This is a genomic window from Bacillus cereus group sp. MYBK216-1, from assembly GCF_051916495.1.
Classification (GTDB): domain Bacteria; phylum Bacillota; class Bacilli; order Bacillales; family Bacillaceae_G; genus Bacillus_A; species Bacillus_A thuringiensis_K.
The window spans coordinates 58248-73378 of record NZ_JBQAGT010000003.1 but is presented as its reverse complement, the minus strand read 5'-3'; the positions used below and the strand labels follow the sequence as shown (position 1 = coordinate 73378).

The window sequence follows — 15131 nt, the reverse complement described above, 5'->3', positions numbered from 1 at the left end:
CTCATTTTTTGTTTATTATAACAGACTTCTGCAAATAACCACTATATTTTTCTGTATTTTCTGAATTATTTTCTTGGAAATAATTCAGAACGATAAAAAACATGTTTTGAATACATTGATTCGAAACATGTTTTTTTATCTTTTATAAACTATCTACCTTTTTTCTCACTTTCTTTTTCAGTTTAAAAATAAGACGATTACTATATTCTTTATTTTCTACTAAGATCCGATATATCTCCCATACTCCTAACACACGAACAAAAAGATAAACTCCGATAGCAATAAGTACAACACAGTAAGGGTAATACTGCACTAATTCTCCTGAAGTGATATGTTTTTTCTCAAACAAAAACGGTATTGCGCCTGCGGCTATAAAACAAAATCCAACGATCATCACTGCTGCATACCTCTTCTTAATAGTCGCATATCTCTTTGTCAATTCTTTTAGAAAGTTTTGATCAAATAGTAGTTCTTCCTTTTTCAATACATTGTATCGACTCTCTTCTATCGTTACAGGTACCATCATCGCTCCAATTCCAAGGACAGCAACAATAATGACAAGGAATGTCGACATTGTTGCATTTTCTTTAAATAATAAATACGGTATTGTAGATAAAATGAGTAAACTAAATCCTAGCGCTATATATTTAGAAATTTTTTGTCCATACACTACATACCCTTCTGCCATTTCCTGACTTACGTAATATCCATCTACATTTTCATTACTTTGCTCAGCAGTTTCTTTTAATAAATAATCGAGTGATACTTCAAATACATTTCCAATCATTATTAACTTTTCAGTTTCAGGAAAACCTTGACCGTTTTCCCATTTACTAACCGCTTGCCTTGTTGTGTTTAATTTCTCAGCTAATGCTTCTTGAGAAAGCCCCTTTTCTTTTCTTAATTTAAAAAGCTTCTCACCAAATCCCATATGTGTGTCCCCCTTTGTTTTCTTAACTAAATTGTATGTAAACATAGCCCTTATCTCTATCTTCCTGCGGTTGCACTTTGTCAACTTGCGGTTGCGATTGTGTTATATAGCGTTTTTTTTCTATACTTAGAACGTTAATAAAAATAGCGCTTCCTAATAGTCCATTTGTTGTTATCAAAATAAAAAAACTCCTTAATTCATTTAAAGGAGTTTTCAATGTAAGATATTTCATTGATTCATATATCTTTCTCTAGATATAAAATACCTTTTTGTATCACGATTCTTACCTTTAATAAACATATCCTTCTGAATTGTATATTTGTACTCCATATTCAAACGTTTCATTAATTTTTCAGATGCTTCATTTTCTGAATCACATCCCGCTTCAATGCTATTAAGATGCAATTCATGAAAACCATAGTAGAAAAAAGCTAACACAGCCTCCGTAGCTAATCCTCTTCCCCAATATTTTCGAGATAAGGCGTATGCAATTTCTGCTGTATGTGTGACCAAATCATATTTTATAAATCCACACGTGCCTATAAGTTTTTTTCCTCTTTTAATACAATTCCAAGAAGTGCTACTTGCCCTCCATTGTACTGACCCACAATTTCTTCTATATAGTTATATGTGTCACATAACGATCGATGAGCATCCCATACAGTAAAAGTTGTCATCTCTTTATCTGTAGCATACTCATATATATGTAAACTATCACTCATATTCATTTTCCTTAACATAAGTCGTTTCGTATACAAAGTTGGATATGACCACTTCTCAATAATCATAACGGTTTCTGTTTAAACCTTTCATAATTCCTTACCTTTAATAAAAGGATATTCCCACAATCTGTACAAATATAAGCATCCACCGGCGAAGATGTGAACATCGTTTCCTTTTTCCGTATTTGTGCATATCCGACAAACTCACCTTCTCCTATATTTTGAGAACCACAATTAGAGCATGTCTGCACGGCTTTTTGTTTCATGAGAGCACCACCTTTAATCTGTTTCTACTCCCTTCGACAGTTCACTTCCATTTCCCTTCCAAAAAACCTCTTATTCTCTCACATTTCAACAGGAATCTCAAAACAAAAATCGTATATGTACTATGAAATATATTTATTAACGGAGGAATTTTATGACTACTGTTATGACACTCGATATGGCAACAGAAATTGAAAATGCAGAAATTGATATGCTCTCTTCTAAATTAGAGAGACTACAAACAATGAGCGGAAACCCAATGCAAGTGCAAATGAAAAAATTCGGTAGTGCCACTGCCTTTTCATCAAAAATAATTGCTGGTCCTGCTTTTAATACGGTAAAAGGTATTACAAATGCAGATGCGATTGATGCAATCATTTCTTATTATGAATCACTACAAATCCCTTGTCGTTTTGAAATTACCCCAGCACAAGGTACAACTGAATTATTTCAATACTTATCTCAAAAAGGATTTTATCAATCTAGCTTCCATACTGCTTTGTATAGTATACCGAGAGAGGGTTCATCACTTCTTCCTTCTAATATTACAATACGAAAACTAAAAGAAAATGAGTTTGATATTTTTGCAGACATTTATGTACGTGGATTTAATATGCCATCCTTTACAAAAGATGGCGTCCGCCAAAATAACGAAATTCTCTACAATAAACCTGGCTGGTATTTTTTCATAGCCGAAGTTCAAAACACTCCTGCGAGTATAGGAGTTCTCTATATAAATAACGGTGTTGCTTCATTAGCTTCTTCTGCTACTTTGCCAGAATTTCAACGTAAAGGCTGTCATACCGCATTAATTCAAAAACGAATTGAAATAGCTATTGAAGCCAATTGTAAGTTAATAGTTGGACAAGCAAGGTTCGGTAGCGGCAGTCAAAATAATATGGAACGTGCCCATATGAAAATTGCTTATACGAAATCTATATGGACTGCAAAAGAAATATAATTAACACTCTTTCTCTTCTCATTACAATTTTATACATTTCATGACAATTCCTTTTCTATCCTATTAATCATTTGAATATTCGAACTAGATTTGATACGCTATTACTAGATACATCATTCAACTTGCAATATGAAAAGAGCATTCTAATCAAACTACAAGGAGGAGAAATGTATGACTAAACATGATCATGGTTTAAAAGAAAAAGTAGAAGGTGCCATTGATAAGGTAAAAGGTGAAGTAAAAGAAGTTGTCGGGAAAGTAACTGACAATAAGAAATTACAAGCTGAAGGAAAATGGGATAAGGTGAAAGGCACTGCTAAAGATACAGTTGGTAATGTGAAAGAAAAAGTACATGAATATAAGGAACATAAGAAAGAAAAATAAAAAAGAGCCCATCGGCTCTTTTTTTATTTTCCTTCATTCTTCTCTAACACGTATAAATCTTCTTCGATATTCGTTAATTTCTCACTTACAAGCTTTCTTGCATCTCCAATTGCTTGATTGTATGCAAATGGTCCAACTAATTTAATCATTTCTTCTATTAAACGCTCTGCTTGGAAACGTCCAATTTCATCTAGATCTTCTTCCATGAAAAATTGCTGAATTTGCGCTACAAGCTCTTCTTTTTTATCATTTGGTATTTTTATATTCATCATCGTTGTTACTCCTCTATATTTAAGATAATATCTTCCTTAACTCTACCATAGAAAAACGATTACCAGGACAGCTTTTTGTAACTCCTTCTAACTCCCTATGACCTAGTATATTTTTTTCCTTTATAGCAAATTGCTTCATAAACATTTTGCATAAAGAATATAATGCATTCACTTGTGCAGGAGTTGGATCGTATTTATCGAAATTTCCCGTCATACATATTCCAATTGTATAACGGTTATGGTCTTTCGCATGCGCTCCAATATGTAAACCTCGTCCTTCCACTACAGTTCCATCTTCTTCAATAAAATAATTGTAACCAATCCCGCTCCACCCCCGTACTTTTTGATGAAATTCATGCGTTTTATACACGTCCCATCCATCTTCAGCTGTATGGTGAATAATCAGTTGATTTACTTTTTCTAAAGGAACTAATTCATCTTGAAATGTTAGATTGACACATTTAATTTCCATTTGAACTGCCTCCTCTTAAAAATCAATCATAATAATCGTTTTATCATCTGGCCTTATTCTCTTTTCCGCTTCTAGCTCTTCAATGATTGCTACATATTCGTTTATACTATTCTTTCTTATATATGCAACAGTTTGTTCTAATGACCAATCTGGGTGGAATAACCCGTCTGAACAAATAAAAATTCCACTCACTTCATCTATATGTAATTCACCATGTTGTAAATAATGTATCGCTTCTTTCATTCCATTTGCAACTGAATAACCATTTGGCATATTTGCAAGATAACGATTGTATTTTAACTGTTGTCGCACATCTTGAAAAACATGTTCTTCTGGTACAGATAACCCTTTTTTACGATCTTCTTCCCTCTTCTTTTTTGCTCGTTTACTAATTCCTTCAACTGTGTCTTTCGTTAATACTTGCATCGTTCCATTTTGAAAAGTTGCGACAATCATACAGTCCCCAAGCTGCGCATATTCAATTTTCTCACCAACTATTTGAACTGCCGCGATACATGTGCACCACAAATGCTCTTTTTTTCCCATGTCTACTTCATATTCTAACATTTTGCTTTGCAATGCTTCATTTGCTTTGGCAACTGCAAATTGTAAACTATGATTCTCTCGTAATGCAGTAAAATAACTTGCAAATAAATGCGAAGCGATGTATGCTCCATTATGTCCCTTTTCATCACGAAACGGGACAAGTGGTGTTGCACCGTCACATACACCATAAATCTTTTTTTCTTTATTACAAAAATAAGAATCCTCACATTCTTGCTTCAACGGGCTTTTCTGTTGATATGTTTTTATCTTCACAACTGTATCCCCTTTCAAATAATAAAATACTCAAATTCTTTTGATTAATCTAATTTACCGAAATAAACTGTTTTTACCCAAAACTTTCAATATCATATATAATCTTGAAATAATATGAATTTTTCAGTGAAGGACGGGAAAGAAATGGTCAGATTCCTTGGTGTTATTATCGGTTCTATTATTATTGCGGTTGCCTTTAATCTTTTCCTTATCCCCCACAAAATTTTAAGTAGTGGAATTGGCGGAATTGCTATTATTTTAGGGATTGTAACCCCTGTAAACACAGGCATTATTAACTTTGTATTAAACTTACCTATCCTTATTTTAGGGTACATAGGTCTTGGAAAAAAAGTAATTTTTAACACAGTTGTCTCTGTAGTTGTATTATCTGTTGCATTATACTACGTTCCAGTAAAAGTCGTAGCAACAGATCCATTGTTATCTTCTATCTTCGGAGGTGTCATCGCCGGAGCTGGTATTGGTCTTGTTTTTAACTGTAATGGATCCACTGGTGGATTTGATATTATCGGTATGCTTTTATCCCGCAAGCGAGACATTAAACTTGGCGGATTCCTTATTATTTTAAATGCAGTCGTTGTAATAATCGCAGGATTCTTCTTCACCTGGGATGTTGCACTTACAAGCTTACTTTCAATTTATGTAACCGGTAAAGTAATTGATGCTGTTCATACAAAACATCGTAAAGTTACACTTATGATTGTAACAAATGAAGCAGAAAAAATGAAAAAACAACTTCTTTCAACTGTTGTACGTGGAATAACGTTACTTGATGGCGAAGGTGCTTATTCAAGCGAGAAAAAGCGTGTACTTATGACCGTCGTTTCTCGTGAAGAATTAGCAAGTATGAAACTAACAATTTCTGAAATCGACCCGAATGCATTCGTTAATATTACAGAAACTGTAGAAGTGTTAGGACTTTTCAGAAGAAGTTAAAGACTAGGTGGGAATCCACCTAGTCTTTATTTTGCATAAATTCAATTCGGTTTCCAAATGGATCTGACACGTAAAATCGAATTACATCTGGCCGTGCATAATCATCAATCACTTTAACACCTTGCTCTATAAGTGTTTGCTTAAATTCATTAATTTCATTCACATAAAAAGCTGGATGAGCCTTTTTAGCTGGTGTAAAGTTCCGCTCGACACCAATATGAATTTCTTGATTTCCGCATTTAAACCAACATCCGCCTCGTTTTTTCAACTCTTCTGGCTTTGGAATTTCTTCCATACCAATCATATTCCCATAAAAATCACGCGCCTCTTCTTCACACCCTACAGGTGCAGCTACTTGCACGTGATTAATCCCTTGAATATAATTTTTCATTTCCTCTCCCCTCCTCTACCCTAATGTTATATGGAAAACAGCCGTCTGTAACTTACAAAAGGTTTATAAAACAATATAAGCTCCCCTTATTACCACCCTGCATTCACCTTACAAAAAATAAAAAAAACAAAATTTATTCTATAACTTCCATTTTTTATAGAAATACACATTACATCTATATTATAGTTATGAATAGACAAATCTTTTTAGATGCTATTTGTACGGAGGAACTATTATGAGTCGTAAAAAATATTCACCAACTCAAAAAAAACGTCATCCGAACATTTCTAGACGTTTGCGAAACCATATACAAGATCGTTCATTAACAGAAATGTACGCATCTCTGTTCGAACACAATCCTGATAGTATTATTTCATTAAATTTAGAAGGAGTTATTCTACATATAAATCCTTCTGCCGAAAGAATATTAGGTTACACTTCTTTAGAATTAGAACAGAAAAATATTACCTCTATTTTAGAAGCCCATATTTCTGAGCAAGTATTACAAAATATAAAGAATACTGAAGCGGATAATCAACAAGAGTATATCTTATCTATTTATCATAAAAATGGATTCTTATTAGATGTTGTGACAAAACTAGTTCCTATTTTTGTTCAAAATCGTCTTACTGGCGTATATGCTATTATGAAGCCGCTTGAAAAATCAGAAAGAATTGAGAATATGCTAAAAGAAAGTGAGAAGAGATTACGTACATTAGTAAACTCCATGCCTGCCTTTGTTATATTTAAAGATCATGAAGGGCGCTGGCTTGAGGCAAATGACTACGCACTTTCTTGCTTCAATTTCCATCATGTACCTTACCATGGGAAAAAAGATAGCGAACTCATTCAATATAATGAAGCATACCGAGAAGCTTTTTTACATTGTGAAGAAATTGATGAACTAGCATGGCAACAAAGACAAATTCTTCATGGCGAGGAATTTATTATACATAGAGATGATTTCGATCTAATCTTAAGTATATCAAAAGTCCCGCTTTATCATCCTGACGGTTCTCGCAAAGGTCTTATCGTGATGGGGAGAGATGTTACTGAGCTAAAAGAAACTGAAAAGTTATTACGAAAATCTGAGAAGCTCGCAGTAGTCGGACAACTGACAGCTGGAATTGCCCATGAAATTCGAAATCCACTCACTTCTCTAAAAGGTTTTCTAACGTTGCTCCTCCCTGAAATAAATGAGGAGCAAAAATGGTATATCGATGTTATGTTAAGTGAGATTTCACAAATGGAATCCATCACGAGTCAATTTATGGCGATGTCTAAGCCACAAGTATTATCTATCCAAACTTGTAACATACAAACTTTAATTGAAGAGGTAGTTACATTTATTTTACCGACTGCAATTATGCATAGCGTTCATATCATCATGGATCATTTTGATTACGTATATGATATTCAATGTGACGGTAACCAATTAAAACAAGTTTTTATAAACATATTAAAAAATGCGATAGAAGCGATGCCCAATGGCGGAAATATTTTCATCCAAACAAAACCATTAGAGGATAATTTCATCTTAATACGAATTATCGATGAAGGTTGTGGCATTCCAGAAGATCGTATCTCCCGTCTAGGCGAACCTTTTTATAGTTTAAAAGAAAAAGGCACAGGACTAGGATTAATGATGTGTTACAAAATAATTGAAGAACATCATGGTAAATTACACATTTCAAGCGAATTAAATAAAGGTACAATTGTTGATATTAAGCTACCACTTTCTTCATCTCATCTTGCAATCCAGTCTTAAATAAAAAAGAAGCATCTGCTAATGATTAGCAGATGCTTCTTTTTTAAAATGCTTTGTCATACCACTCTTTTGCTTTTTCTACTTCACCCATCGTTAATTGATGCCCTCGATTTTCCCAATGCATTGTTACATTCGCGTTTGCATTTTCTAATAGTACCTTCAATTCCTCTGACTCTGCTGATGAACAAATTGGGTCATTTGTCCCAGCAGCAATAAATACAGATTTCCCTGCTAAATTTGCTAATTGCATTCCTCTTCTTGGTACCATTGGGTGATGAAGCACAGCACCTTTCAATGCATTTTCGTAATGGAATAATAAGCTTGCTGCGATATTTGCCCCATTCGAATAACCGATAGCTACAATGTTATTTCTATCGAATTTATATTCTTTAGCCGCTTCATCTAAAAATTCATTTAATTCCTTCGTACGGAAAATTAAATCCTCTTCATCAAAAATGCCTTCTGCTAATCGGCGGAAGAAACGCGGCATCCCATTCTCTAACACATTTCCCCTAACGCTTAATACCGACGCTTCCGGATCAACTATTTCTGCAAGTGGTAGTAAATCTAATTCATTACCACCTGTGCCATGAAGTAATAACAACACTGGTTTTGACGTATCTTTTCCTTTTTGAAAAACATGTTTCATCATAATCCTTTTCCCCCTTCAATCACTTTAATCTAAATTTCTCACTTCAAATGGTAAAAGCGTTTGTTCAATCTGTTTTCTATGTTGTTCATATTGTTCCGGTAACTTTAATTCCTCACCCATCGTCTCTAACGATTCATCATGAGCGAAACCAGGAGGATCTGTTGCAATTTCAAATAAGATTTCACCATGTTCTCTAAAATAAATCGCGTTAAAATAATTTCGATCTTGTACAGGAGTTACGTGATATCCAAAACGCGACACATGCTCTTTCCAGTCTAGCTGATCAGCATCGTCACTCGCTCTCCAGGCAATATGATGAACTGTGCCAACGCCCATTTGGCCACGACCGATTGTTGATAATTTCAAATCAATAATATTTCCAATGTCAGCAGAAGAACGGAATCGAACAAATTCACCCTCTTCTCCAATTTTCTCAAGACCCATAATATGTTCTAATAATTCAGCTGTTTTTTGAGGCTGTGTAGATAAAAGAACAGCACCTCCAAACCCTTTAATTGCTACTTCTGGTGTAACTTCTCCAAAACTCCAATTATTTAATTCGCCTTCTTCTCTTTCAACTAATTCTATATGCAAACCATGCGGATCATCAAATTCTAAATACCGCTCTCCAAAACGATTCATTTTTGTATACGAAACATCGAATTTTTCTAATCTATTTTCCCAAAACTCCATTGCACCTTTTGGTACAACGTAAGACGTAATTCCTACTTGACCATCTCCAATAATACCTTGACGAGCACCTGTCCATGGGAAAAACGTAATAATTGTTCCAGGCTTTCCTCCTTCATTTCCAAAATAAAGATGGTACGTACCTGGATCATCAAAATTCACTGTTTGTTTCACTAAACGTAACCCCAATACACCAGCATAAAAGTCTACATTTTCTTGTGGATGCCCTACAATCGCTGTAATATGATGGATTCCCATTGTTTTCTTTTCCATTTCTTCCACCCCTTTTTTATTTCATTATAAAAATTCTTTTACATTTAAATTCATTATTCATTTTGTCCATGCTACAAAGTAAAATCCGTCATTATAATTTTATCTCGAATTCGAGATATTAATTACAAGATTACGTATCGGTGTCTAACCTATTGAATTATCTCGAATTCAAGATAATTCACAAAAAATATTTGTTCGATTTATAACCATAATAAATTTTCATTATGAACATTTATTATCTCGAACTCAAGATTTATTATAAGTTACTTATTTTTTATTGTCAATAAGTCCTTACTTTCATTTTACATGTAAAAAGAGTAAACGCTATTCACCGTTTACTCTTTTTGCAAATCATTTCTTTTCTTCTTCCAATACTGCTTCCATCTCATTAAATTCACGATGTATCGCTTTAACTGGTTCTTTCGTTAATAAACTTACAATAATAACAGCTAATAAGCTACAGAAGAATCCAGGTACCATTTCATACATAGTCGCTTTTAAACTTGGAATTTGTACCCAAGTAATAACAACTAATGCCCCGACAATCATCCCAGCAAGAACGCCCCATTTGTTCGTTCTCTTCCAATATAAACTTAATAAAATTGCTGGTCCAAATGCTGATCCAAATCCTGCCCAAGCATATCCAACAAGCGTTAAAATTGTATCACTCGGATGATACGCTAAAACAACTGCAATCATCGCTACAACTAATACTGACAGCCTACCGATAAATACAAGTTCTTTATCACTTGCATTACGACGGAAAAATGTTTTATAGAAATCTTCCGTTACGGCACTTGAAATAACAAGTAATTGTGAGGAAATACTACTCATAATCGAAGCCAAAATAGCTGATAATAAAAATCCTGTAATGTACGGATGGAATAAAATATTTGAGAATGTTACAAAGACCATTTCTGGGTCTTGTAATGTCGCATTATTTTTAGCATAATAAGCGATACCAATTAGACCAGTAAGCATTGCACCTATAATTGAAATCGTCATCCAACCGATACCAATTCTACGAGAAGTTTTTAAATCTTTAATAGAAGTAATTGCCATAAAACGGACAATAATATGTGGTTGACCAAAATACCCAAGACCCCATGCTAAAAATGAAATAATACCAAGTATTGTAGTCCCTTTAAACATATCTAAATGTGATGCATCAACTTGCTTAATCGTATTGAATGTTTCTGTTACACCACCGACATCCGTAAAAGCAACAATTGGCACTAGTACAAGTGCAATAAACATAATACAACCTTGCACAAAGTCCGTCCAACTTACAGCTAGAAAACCACCAAATAGTGTATACGCAACAACGACACCCACTGTTACAAATAAACCAATTTTATAATCAAGGTTAAAAGAATTTTCAAACAAACGTCCACCTGAAACTAAACCAGCCGACGCATAAAATGTGAAAAATACTAAAATGACGATAGCGGAGACAAAACGAAGTATTTTCGTACGATCTTTAAACCGATTTTCTAAAAAGTCTGGAATCGTAATTGAATCATTTGCCACTTCTGTATACGTTCGTAAACGCGGGGCAATGATTAAATAGTTTGCATAAGCACCTATTAATAAACCTATCGCAATCCATACACTTGATAATCCTGTTGCATACATCGCACCAGGTAATCCCATTAGCATCCAACCACTCATGTCAGAAGCACCAGCTGATAAAGCTGTAACTGCTGGACCGAGTCCCCTTCCGCCTAACATATAATCTGATAAATCGGATGTCTTCTTATAAGACCAATATCCGATATACAACATACCTGCCATATAAATAGCAAGCGAAACCATAATTTCAATCTTCACCAAATCTCTCCCTTAGTCCATAAGCCATTCAAAATTTCGAAAAATGACTTTTTCTATTTTCTTGTTTTCGCTTATGGTTCCCTACCTTAACAAACATTTTTTGTTCTTTCAAGTGAACGAGCACTTTTCATTACATGTGAAAACCTTTATAAACGCCTTTATCCCAGTGGATTACAATGATTTTTCAAGAAATTAAAGTAAAAATATTCAGGAAATTAAACAGTGTTTTTTCACACCTTATTTTCATTTGTTTACCCGATAAATTTTAAAAGAAAAAGCCACACAAATGTATGACTTTTAGCTTATTGACGTCTCAATTTTCTCTTTCTCTACATATACTTTACGAAATTTCATATAGCATCCAATACGCCAAGGTACTATATAACAAACCGCAAGAGTGTAGAAAAGAATACCGATTGACTTTGGATCTAACCCTTGTAAATGTCTTCTAAAATAAGCACGTAAAAGAACGATAACTAAAAATGTCGCAATAAAAGCGATACTTTTTTTTGCATAAATTTGACCATCTTCTCTGACTTCATACCCACTTAAAATAATAAGTGGAATTGACAATAACAGTCCGATCCCAGCAGCTATACCAATTTTCCAATCAGCAAGTTGTATCGGTGCTGCATATAAAGAAAAACCTGGTAATAAGAAAAATAATGGCAATAGTAGTCGTCTTCCTTTATTATTAATTGGTCGATTCATAGAGCGCATGCGTCTAAATATAACGAGCCCTATGACGAGTAAAAAAATTGTAATACTGTAAGAACCTTGCTGCAAGTGAATCTCTCCCTAAAAATAGTCATTTTAAAAAACACTTCCCTATTATACTCCTAATTTTCCCCAAAATATGAGTATTCCTCTAAAAAATCTTACATATCAAATATACTTTTAGGTTTGATTTACTATAGGAAACAACTCCGAAAGAGGAACTACTCTCCCCACCTCGTCTTTAAACACAATATGCTCTCTAGTTAAATAGCGCGGGCTCTTCACTCCCGCCGCTGCCGCTAATGAAAATAAACTATATCTCATACTAATAATATAATTCATGACTCGCCACTTCTTCTCATACGGATCTAATGCTTTTTGATAATGTGGATTCGTCGTGGCTACACCAGATGGACATTGGCCAGAATTACATTGAAGGGCCATAATACAGCCGCTTGCCATCATAAATCCGCGGGCTGAACTTACAGCATCCGCTCCAATCGCTAAAACAATCGCTACTTTATCTGGTGTTATTAATTTACCCGATGCAAATACTTTAAACTTGTTACGGACACCATAATGATTTGCTGTATCGATAAATGTAAGTAATGCTGGGATAAGCGGCAGTCCCATACAATCTGCCATCGATTTATACGTTGCCCCTGACCCACCTTCTGAACCGTCTATTGTAATAAAATCTGGGTAAATGTTTAGTTCTTTCATTGTTTTTATTAAATCTTCCAAAGGCTTCTGCTGACCAATTACAATTTTCATTCCAACTGGTTTACCGCCGCTTTCTTGCAACTGTTGAATAAAACAAAGTGTATCCGCTGCATTCTTTAAAAATGAAAATCGATTCGGTGAATTAATCGTCTCTCCCTTTCGGACGTTGCGAACAAAAGCAATTTTCTCATTTACTTTTTGCCCCTCTAAATGACCACCACGTATTTTAGCACCTTGCCCAAATTTCAATTCGAATGCTCTAATATTACTTTCTTTCGCTTTCTCCATGAATTTTTCCATTGAAAAATTACCGTCCTCATCACGATATCCAAATAACCCTGGACCAATTTGTGCAACGATATTTGCTCCTGTATGTAAATGTTCTGGAATAACACCGCCTTCACCCGTATTAATCCACGATCCGCCTGCCATTTTCGCTCCAAAACCACTCGCTAAAATATAATTTTCTCCAATCGCACCGTAAGAAGTTGCAGATGCACCAAACATACCATGTAGCTTCCACGGATATTTACGGTTCTCACCAACTATAATTACATCATCTTCTTCATACAGCCACAGATTCGTTGTATCCGCTGTCAATTTTTCTCTTCTTGAAAATAACCCTTCTTTATGAATCACGTACTTTTTACCTTCCCGCTCTTGCGTAAGATTCACACTTAATTCCTCAGTTAATATCGGAAATAATGTATTAGCAATATAATAGCCAGAAGCTTCAAGATCTCGTTTTGATCCAAAACCAAGTATTTCAGAGCGATATTTCGCTAAAAACATAACACTTTGAAAATCATAACGGGAGAAAGGCTTTCCATCCGTATCATGATCAAACCAATATTGTCGAAATTCAGGCCCTATCTTTTCCAGTAAGTAGCGCATTCTTCCTAAGTACGGATGTAATTTTAAAATAGAATGGTGTGTTCGTTTTTTTATAAAAAATGTAATGATAAAAAAGACGATTAAAAGCAACATTAAAAATAGTAATATACTAATAATAACGAGTAGCGTTTCACTCATCCCGCTTCCCCCTATGAAATTCCATAATAAAAGGAGAACACTCGATGTGCTCTCCTTTTATCTTTATTCATACTAACGTAGCAAGATGCTCTTTCGCGTCATATTCAACTAAACTTTCAGCGTGTTTAATTCGATGAACAAAGTCTGGATTAGCAATTAACGGTCTTCCGAATGCCGCTACATCAATCGTTCCTTCTTCCAACGCTTCTTCGGCCTCTTTCGGATTCAAATTACCAACCCCAACAATCGTACCATCCCAATATTTTCTTACTAGTTGATGAAAATTCTTTCCGTCAGCAATCTCTTGCGTATAATTCATCGTTGAAGGATGGATCATCGTTAACCCTACCTCTTTAAACATATTTATGAACGTTTCAATTGCAAACTCAGGGTTTTCCCACATATAAGTAGGATTATCACCTTTGAAAGCAGAGAAGCGAAGAAGTGTTTTATTAGCTCCAACAGCTTCTATTACAGCCGCCGTTACTTCTTTCATAAACGTTAACCTTTGTTTTAAATTACCGCCATATTTATCTGTTCGCTTATTCGCAAACTCATACGTAAATTGATCGATTAAATATCCGTGTGCACCGTGAATTTCTACTCCATCAAATCCAGCTTCGATCGCATTTTTCGCAGCTTGTGCATATTGACCGATCACTTCTTGTATTTCTTCTAACGTCATTGCTTCTGGCGTATCAAATGGTTTACGAAAACGTGGAACATTTCCCTCTGCAGCGATAGCCGACGGTGCTTGTGGCATTTGACCACCAATTATTTCATGATGACTCATACGCCCAACATGCCATATTTGAGCAATAATCGTCCCGCCTTCTTTATGTACCGCCTCTGTAACAGGTTTCCAAGAATCGATTTGTTCTTGTGTATAAATACCTGGCACTCCTGGGTTTCCTTTTGCTCTCTGACTAATGACAATTCCTTCTGTAATAATTAGTCCAATTCCATCCGCAGCACGTTTTCTGTAGTACTCCACTACATCAGCACCAACTACTCCAGTCTCATTATCTGCAAAGCATCTTGTCATCGGTGCCATCGCTATACGATTACGAAGAGACCAAGCTCCAACTTGAATTGGATCAAACAACTTTGTTTCTTCAACGTTTTCAAAAAATCCCCCAGCATTTACATTTGTTCCTTCATAAATACTCGCTGCTTTATTACTTGAACTTGTCATTTTTCTTCCCCCTAAAAAATCTTACTATAATCGCATCATACTTACTTTTAGATAGTAACGTCAATTTTTACGACTTTACAA

Annotated in this window: 16 protein-coding genes and 1 pseudogene; 4 read left to right on the top strand and 13 right to left on the bottom strand. The window is 34.8% G+C overall.

The features are described 5' to 3' along the window. Positions 1–142: 142 nt before the first annotated feature. The 3 genes and pseudogenes from ACTFRH_RS10860 to ACTFRH_RS10850 form a co-directional block, all read right to left on the bottom strand. Positions 143–931 (bottom strand): helix-turn-helix domain-containing protein, encoded by a 789-nt coding sequence (locus ACTFRH_RS10860; protein ID WP_000505623.1) that lies wholly within the window; start codon positions 929–931, stop codon positions 143–145. Between the two features lie 228 nt (positions 932–1159). After that, positions 1160–1719 (bottom strand): annotated as a pseudogene (locus ACTFRH_RS10855) (GNAT family N-acetyltransferase). Then, positions 1716–1919: a hypothetical protein gene (locus tag ACTFRH_RS10850; RefSeq protein WP_000810193.1), complete on the bottom strand. Its 204-nt coding sequence runs from the start codon at positions 1917–1919 to the stop codon at positions 1716–1718. The pseudogene ACTFRH_RS10855 and the gene ACTFRH_RS10850 overlap by 4 nt, the downstream one beginning before the upstream one ends. 152 nt (positions 1920–2071) lie before the next feature. Between ACTFRH_RS10850 and ACTFRH_RS10845 the strand changes: the two genes are divergently transcribed. Next, on the top strand, positions 2072–2878 hold the full coding sequence (locus ACTFRH_RS10845) for a GNAT family N-acetyltransferase (protein WP_000214350.1): 807 nt from the start codon (positions 2072–2074) through the stop codon (positions 2876–2878). A gap of 171 nt (positions 2879–3049) precedes the next feature. Beyond that, the gene (locus ACTFRH_RS10840) at positions 3050–3262 is read left to right on the top strand and encodes a CsbD family protein (RefSeq protein ID WP_000160410.1); all 213 of its coding nucleotides are present in this window, start codon (positions 3050–3052) and stop codon (positions 3260–3262) included. Between the two features lie 23 nt (positions 3263–3285). Here ACTFRH_RS10840 and ACTFRH_RS10835 read toward each other — a convergent pair whose 3' ends face one another. The 3 genes from ACTFRH_RS10835 to ACTFRH_RS10825 are packed head-to-tail and all read right to left on the bottom strand — an operon-like array spanning position 3286 to position 4843. Then, on the bottom strand, positions 3286–3534 hold the full coding sequence (locus tag ACTFRH_RS10835; protein WP_000981064.1) for a DUF2164 domain-containing protein: 249 nt from the start codon (positions 3532–3534) through the stop codon (positions 3286–3288). Between the two features lie 19 nt (positions 3535–3553). Then, positions 3554–4006 carry a peptidoglycan recognition protein family protein gene (locus ACTFRH_RS10830; protein ID WP_000402976.1) on the bottom strand — a complete coding sequence of 151 codons (453 nt, stop codon included), beginning with the start codon at positions 4004–4006 and terminating at the stop codon, positions 3554–3556. A 15-nt stretch (positions 4007–4021) separates the two neighbouring features. Further along, a complete protein-coding gene (locus ACTFRH_RS10825) occupies positions 4022–4843 on the bottom strand; it encodes a PP2C family serine/threonine-protein phosphatase (protein ID WP_002164145.1) in 822 nt (273 codons plus the stop codon). A 126-nt stretch (positions 4844–4969) separates the two neighbouring features. Here ACTFRH_RS10825 and ACTFRH_RS10820 point away from each other — a divergent pair, with 126 nt between their 5' ends. Further along, positions 4970–5779: a YitT family protein gene (locus ACTFRH_RS10820; RefSeq protein ID WP_000251344.1), complete on the top strand. Its 810-nt coding sequence runs from the start codon at positions 4970–4972 to the stop codon at positions 5777–5779. 19 nt (positions 5780–5798) lie between these two features. Here the strand turns inward: ACTFRH_RS10820 and ACTFRH_RS10815 are convergent, their stop codons facing one another. Then, complete coding sequence (locus tag ACTFRH_RS10815) at positions 5799–6170, bottom strand: VOC family protein (protein WP_000800778.1); 372 nt, start codon at positions 6168–6170, stop codon at positions 5799–5801. Positions 6171–6405: 235 nt separating this feature from the next. Here ACTFRH_RS10815 and ACTFRH_RS10810 point away from each other — a divergent pair, with 235 nt between their 5' ends. Further along, a complete protein-coding gene (locus tag ACTFRH_RS10810) occupies positions 6406–7938 on the top strand; it encodes a BA3702 family sensor histidine kinase (protein WP_000087651.1) in 1533 nt (510 codons plus the stop codon). Between the two features lie 43 nt (positions 7939–7981). Here ACTFRH_RS10810 and ACTFRH_RS10805 read toward each other — a convergent pair whose 3' ends face one another. From ACTFRH_RS10805 to ACTFRH_RS10780, 6 genes are all read right to left on the bottom strand, one after another. Next, positions 7982–8590 (bottom strand): alpha/beta hydrolase, encoded by a 609-nt coding sequence (locus ACTFRH_RS10805; RefSeq protein ID WP_000975488.1) that lies wholly within the window; start codon positions 8588–8590, stop codon positions 7982–7984. A gap of 24 nt (positions 8591–8614) precedes the next feature. Continuing rightward, positions 8615–9553: a ring-cleaving dioxygenase gene (locus tag ACTFRH_RS10800; RefSeq protein ID WP_000412750.1), complete on the bottom strand. Its 939-nt coding sequence runs from the start codon at positions 9551–9553 to the stop codon at positions 8615–8617. A 351-nt stretch (positions 9554–9904) separates the two neighbouring features. Further along, entirely contained in the window at positions 9905–11383 is a 1479-nt protein-coding gene (gene putP / locus ACTFRH_RS10795; RefSeq protein WP_000687589.1) for a sodium/proline symporter PutP, read from the bottom strand. A 297-nt stretch (positions 11384–11680) separates the two neighbouring features. After that, positions 11681–12169: a cytochrome c biogenesis protein CcdC gene (locus ACTFRH_RS10790; RefSeq protein ID WP_001183919.1), complete on the bottom strand. Its 489-nt coding sequence runs from the start codon at positions 12167–12169 to the stop codon at positions 11681–11683. A gap of 111 nt (positions 12170–12280) precedes the next feature. Then, the gene (locus ACTFRH_RS10785) at positions 12281–13855 is read right to left on the bottom strand and encodes a glutamate synthase-related protein (protein WP_440048754.1); all 1575 of its coding nucleotides are present in this window, start codon (positions 13853–13855) and stop codon (positions 12281–12283) included. A gap of 67 nt (positions 13856–13922) precedes the next feature. Then, positions 13923–15050 carry an alkene reductase gene (locus tag ACTFRH_RS10780; RefSeq protein ID WP_000204584.1) on the bottom strand — a complete coding sequence of 376 codons (1128 nt, stop codon included), beginning with the start codon at positions 15048–15050 and terminating at the stop codon, positions 13923–13925. Positions 15051–15131 lie beyond the last annotated feature (81 nt).

Bases quoted from the DNA above. Each gene is read 5' to 3' on its own strand.
- ACTFRH_RS10860 (WP_000505623.1), bottom strand. From the start codon at position 931: ATGGGATTTGGTGAGAAGCTTTTTAAATTAAGAAAAGAAAAGGGGCTT.
- ACTFRH_RS10850 (WP_000810193.1), bottom strand. From the start codon at position 1,919: ATGAAACAAAAAGCCGTGCAGACATGCTCTAATTGTGGTTCTCAAAAT.
- ACTFRH_RS10845 (WP_000214350.1), top strand. From the start codon at position 2,072: ATGACTACTGTTATGACACTCGATATGGCAACAGAAATTGAAAATGCA.
- ACTFRH_RS10840 (WP_000160410.1), top strand. From the start codon at position 3,050: ATGACTAAACATGATCATGGTTTAAAAGAAAAAGTAGAAGGTGCCATT.
- ACTFRH_RS10835 (WP_000981064.1), bottom strand. From the start codon at position 3,534: ATGATGAATATAAAAATACCAAATGATAAAAAAGAAGAGCTTGTAGCG.
- ACTFRH_RS10830 (WP_000402976.1), bottom strand. From the start codon at position 4,006: ATGGAAATTAAATGTGTCAATCTAACATTTCAAGATGAATTAGTTCCT.
- ACTFRH_RS10820 (WP_000251344.1), top strand. From the start codon at position 4,970: ATGGTCAGATTCCTTGGTGTTATTATCGGTTCTATTATTATTGCGGTT.
- ACTFRH_RS10815 (WP_000800778.1), bottom strand. From the start codon at position 6,170: ATGAAAAATTATATTCAAGGGATTAATCACGTGCAAGTAGCTGCACCT.
- ACTFRH_RS10810 (WP_000087651.1), top strand. From the start codon at position 6,406: ATGAGTCGTAAAAAATATTCACCAACTCAAAAAAAACGTCATCCGAAC.
- ACTFRH_RS10805 (WP_000975488.1), bottom strand. From the start codon at position 8,590: ATGATGAAACATGTTTTTCAAAAAGGAAAAGATACGTCAAAACCAGTG.
- ACTFRH_RS10800 (WP_000412750.1), bottom strand. From the start codon at position 9,553: ATGGAAAAGAAAACAATGGGAATCCATCATATTACAGCGATTGTAGGG.
- ACTFRH_RS10785 (WP_440048754.1), bottom strand. From the start codon at position 13,855: ATGAGTGAAACGCTACTCGTTATTATTAGTATATTACTATTTTTAATG.
- ACTFRH_RS10780 (WP_000204584.1), bottom strand. From the start codon at position 15,050: ATGACAAGTTCAAGTAATAAAGCAGCGAGTATTTATGAAGGAACAAAT.